The 2,037-nt window shown below is 75.2% G+C and carries 3 protein-coding genes; 2 read left to right on the forward strand and 1 reads right to left on the reverse strand.

The annotated features are described in order from the left end of the window. A partial coding sequence (locus tag HGA02_RS17585) for a hypothetical protein (protein ID WP_168680526.1) occupies positions 1-490 on the forward strand: 490 nt, incomplete at its 5' end. Between the two features lie 10 nt (positions 491-500). Here the strand turns inward: HGA02_RS17585 and HGA02_RS17590 are convergent. Further along, the gene (locus HGA02_RS17590; protein WP_168680530.1) at positions 501-1,313 is read right to left on the reverse strand and encodes an SGNH/GDSL hydrolase family protein; all 813 of its coding nucleotides are present in this window, start codon (positions 1,311-1,313) and stop codon (positions 501-503) included. 191 nt (positions 1,314-1,504) lie between these two features. Here HGA02_RS17590 and HGA02_RS17595 point away from each other — a divergent pair, with 191 nt between their 5' ends. Further along, positions 1,505-1,936 (forward strand): hypothetical protein, encoded by a 432-nt coding sequence (locus tag HGA02_RS17595; protein ID WP_168680528.1) that lies wholly within the window; start codon positions 1,505-1,507, stop codon positions 1,934-1,936. The last annotated feature ends 101 nt before the right edge of the window (positions 1,937-2,037 follow it).

Genomic DNA, 2,037 nt, shown 5'->3' on the forward strand with positions numbered 1-2,037 from the left:
CGCGACGGTCGGCGCCGACGGGTCGTTCTCGGCGACGGTGCCCGCGTACGCCGCGAGCGGGGACCTGGCGACGCGCGTCGTCGTCGGCGGGTGGGCCGTGCCCGCGGCGTGGTCCGCCCCCGTGTCGTGCGTGGCCGTCGACGACCCGACGCGGACGTGCGAGGTGCGGTGGACCGTCACGAGCGGCACCGTCAACGTCCTGTTCTGGTCGTACCGGTACGTGCGGGTCGCGTGGACCGTGACGAGCCCGTCGACGACCGCGAACGTCACCTGGCGCGTCACGTTCGACACGTCCGCGCTCGCGCCGTTCGTGCCGGAGCGGATCCGGCGCACCGACACGGTCGCGGCGATGCCGACGGCGTGCGCGACGCTCCCCGCGTTCACGCTGCAGGGCGGCACCCCCGTCGGCGGCGCGACGTCGGCGTCGGGGTCGTTCCAGCTCGACGAGCGGCTGCTGCTCGACGTGTACGACAGCTACCCGCTCTGCTGACGACCGCGCGCTAGTCGAGCGGCGTCAGGGCGGGCCGCTTCGGCACGCGCGTGTCGCCCGAGGAGCGTCCGCGCAGGCGACGCGTCGCCCACGGGTAGACGTGCTCGCGGAGCCACTGCGCGTCGCCGCGCAGCTGCTCGAGCCGCGGCGTGGGCGGCAGCGGCGCGAGCGGGTCGTCCCACCGCGCCTCGTCGGGCTCGAGCCCGAGGCCGACGAGCGCGGCCTGCGCGACGCGCGCGTGCCCGTCGGACGTGAGGTGGATCCGGTCGTCGGCCCACATCCGCCAGTCGCGCAGGCTCCGCATGCCCCACAGGTCGACGACGTGCGCGCCGTGCCGGCGGGCGATCGACCAGATGTGCGCGTTGTAGATACCGACGCGCGCGCGGGTGGCCCGCACGAGCGGGCTGTCCGACGCGTCGACGCCGGTGCCGAGCAGCACGTCGACGCCGGCCTCGCGCAGCCGGACGACGGCCTGCTCGAGCAGCCGGGCGAGCCGGTCGACGTCCGCGGCGGGGCGCAGGATGTCGTTCCCGCCGCCGACGAGGCTGACGAGGTCGGGCTTCATCGCGAGGGCCGCGGGGACCTGCTCGACGAGGATCGGCCGCAGCAGCCGGCCGCGGATCGCCAGGTTGGCGTACTCGAGCGGGGTCTCGCCGGCCGCGGTGCGACGCTGCGAGAGGCGCGCGGCCAGGACGTCCGCCCAGCCGCGCGTCGGGGCCTCGGGGCCGTCGGGGGAGTCCCAGAGCCCTTCGGTGAACGAGTCGCCGATCGCGACGTAGCGGGTCCAGCGGGGGGTGTCGGCGGGGGTGCTCACGCGGGCCATTGTGGCGCGATCCACACCGCGCGGCGTCATCGCTGGTCGCCGGGGGTTTGTCTGGACGCTTGTCCAATTCGGTGGGACCAGCGTCCTATCGATGCGTTCGCATGGACCCGCACCCTGGAGGCGTCAACAAGAACGGTTCGCAGCAACGCCCCGGACCGCCCGGGGCCCGGAGGCGGACCAGGAGGTGCACCATGACCACGCAGACCACCCAGAAGAAGGACAACCGGAAGCGCGTCGCCGCGGTCGCCCTCGTCGGGCTCGGCATCGCCGGCCTGGCCACGGCCTCGGCCTCGCAGCTCAGCGTCGCCGCGCAGGACCGCGTCGCGTCCGGAGTCGCGACCGAGGTCGACGGGCTCAAGGGCGCCGTCGCCACCCTGAGCACGCAGCGCGACGGCACCACCCCGCCGGACGCCGCGGGTGCGGTGCCGGTCGTCCTGACGATCGCGCTGTCGGACGTGCCCGCCGGGGTCGACCTCGACGACTGGACCGGCACGGTCTACGTCGGCGCGTCCGACACCGTCGGCATCGCGTTCGACCCCGCCGACCTGCAGCCCATCGCGGGCGGCCTCACCAGCCACGACGAGCTCGACACCGTGTCCGTCGTCCTGGTGAAGAACGCCTGACCCGCCCGTCCTGAGGAGGAAGCCCATGACCACGACCACGCCGCACCCGGCCGCCACGGCCGCGCCCGCGCGGACCCGTGCGCCGTGGCGGCGGGTCGTGG

The organism is Cellulomonas septica (assembly GCF_012396155.1).
Lineage (GTDB): Bacteria > Actinomycetota > Actinomycetes > Actinomycetales > Cellulomonadaceae > Cellulomonas > Cellulomonas septica.

What these genes read in the sequence shown, in the direction of transcription:
- HGA02_RS17595 (WP_168680528.1), top strand. Translation starts at nt 1,505, where the DNA reads ATGACCACGCAGACCACCCAGAAGAAGGACAACCGGAAGCGCGTCGCC.
- HGA02_RS17590 (WP_168680530.1), bottom strand. Translation starts at nt 1,313, where the DNA reads ATGGCCCGCGTGAGCACCCCCGCCGACACCCCCCGCTGGACCCGCTAC.